The 2,041-nt window shown below is 68.0% G+C and carries 1 protein-coding gene; it reads right to left on the bottom strand.

What is annotated here, in order from left to right; translation table 11 throughout:
- A partial coding sequence (locus Q8Q85_10920) for a hypothetical protein (protein MDP3774764.1) occupies positions 1-2,028 on the bottom strand: 2,028 nt, incomplete at its 3' end.
- Positions 2,029-2,041: the final 13 nt, after the last annotated feature.

Genomic DNA, 2,041 nt, shown 5'->3' with positions numbered 1-2,041 from the left:
CCTTGTCCAATATCGGACCCCGCGCGTGCCAGGAGAAAATTCCACCGCTTCCCGCAGCAGCGTGTGCTTGCCCAAGGCTTCGCTCACGTATGGGTAGACGGGATGTTTGCGGACCCAATACAGGATGTCATTCCCGCTGCTGTCCAGTCGAACCGGCGCCATCGCCGGCATGCGCTGGCCACTCGCGAGAAAATACAGGAGCTCGATCACCTCCTCCCGGTCAGCGTTGGGCCAATTCGCTTCATACTCGACGGACAACCCGAAGAGATACCGGACCGGGGAAGTGAGAAACGCGCCGTCGTGGAACAGTGCATACGCGACAACGGACAGCTCGGGCGTCTCCGGCTGCTGCCGGACGTACATCACGCCGCGGTCACCGTTCGGCGCCGTCCACGGCCTGCGCACGATCTCGCCGCGTCCGTGGTACCGCTTTCCGATAGAGAGCCGGATATCGTGGCGGCCCACCAGATACAACCGCTCCATGCCAAGCCGATCCAAGGGGGCGAACACATCCGGCGGCGGCGCGTGCCCTGACAGCAAGAACGTCACGAGGTGCGCGAGGGGCAGCTTCCGAGGTTGCGGCAGATCACGGTTGGCGAACCGGCGCGCATCGTACCACCGCATGGAGGACTGCGGACTGCTGACGACGTGCCCTCGACGGGTCAGCGCGACGCTCGCCAGCGGAAATGCTTTCCGCCCCTCCGGCGCCGCCCAATAACGGACTCCGCGAACGCCCTGCGCGAATTCCACCGCTTCACGGAGCACAGGCTGGTGGCGCCATTGCATGGCGGTGGACACCGCAACCCCGTGGCCGTTCACCGAGAACAGGTAATCGCGGCCGCGATTGTCCAAGTGCACGAGCTGCGGCTCAGGAACTTGGAAACCGGTCAGCAAATAGTGGAGCAGATATTGATCACGCAGCGCGCGGGCGCTCACACGGCCGAAATGCCCCGGCAAGTCGCTGCGGCCGAATGGCTGCCGTACCGGCCGCTTCAGGAACTGCCCGTCCTTGAACAGGCCGTAACCCACGAGCGGAATGTCCTCCTGCCCCGGCGCGTCGAGTTTCAGCCAGTAGATGAATCCTCTCGTGCCATCGGCGAACATTTCGTCTTCCGCCCACACGCGGCCCTCGCCGGTGCCCACGAACAGCCGCACCGCTTTCGTTCCGAAGCGGTAGAGCTCGTGATGCCCGTCGGCGGCCAGACGCGGGGCGAAATATGTCGAGGGCATGGGGCCGCCGGTCATGACGCGCTCGATCCACGTGTTCACCGCGCGATACCGGCTGTCCGGGACCACGCTGCGACGCGGCTCGCGCCCGCGGCGGCGAGCCCAGGCCATCCGCATGGATTCCCCAGCCGTCGCCAGGCGAACCGGCAAATGACCCTCCGCGCGCAGCCGGGCGCTGACGGGATGCACGACCGACAGGAGGCGGAACGCCGTCACACCGGCGCGCTCCGCCAGGTCGTGTGCTCGCAAAATAAGCACGGCATTGGGGCCGGCCTCCGTCAGCGCGGTTCGCCACGTGCGGTAGACCGCATCCGCCGTGCGGGCGCGCCGCGGATCAATGCGCCAGTCATGGTGCCGTTGCTGGTCGCGCGCAGCCTGCCGCTGCTGGGCCGAGACGCCCTGGATAAACGCCTCATCCCCGCCCGGGGCGGTGCCGGAGCCGCCGGCGAGGGGAGGCGGGTTGGGTCGCGCGTGGCGACGGCGCCAGACCGCCATGAAAAACGACGTGGCCACGGCGAGCCAGGCGGCGGCAAGGCCGAGCAGGTCTCCGCGCGCCTGCTGGCCAGTGAGGATGAGTTGCCGCCGCAGCCGCAGCTCGGCCGCGTGCGCGTCCAGCTCTTCTGCGCGGTGTTCGGTCGTGCGGATCGTCTCTGCGCCCACCTTTTGGACCGTTTCCACGCGCGTCTGTGCGGCCTCGATCCGCTGCACGAGCCGCGCGCTCGCGCCGGCGACCTCGGCCGAAACGATGGTGCCCGGCAGGAGCGTGGTCGGCAGATCCGGCGCGGCCGCCGCAGTCGCCACGGCCTCATCACGC

This window comes from Gemmatimonadales bacterium, from assembly GCA_030697825.1.
Classification (GTDB): Bacteria; Gemmatimonadota; Gemmatimonadetes; order Gemmatimonadales; family JACORV01; genus JACORV01.
This window is presented reverse-complemented; position numbering and strand designations above follow the sequence as displayed.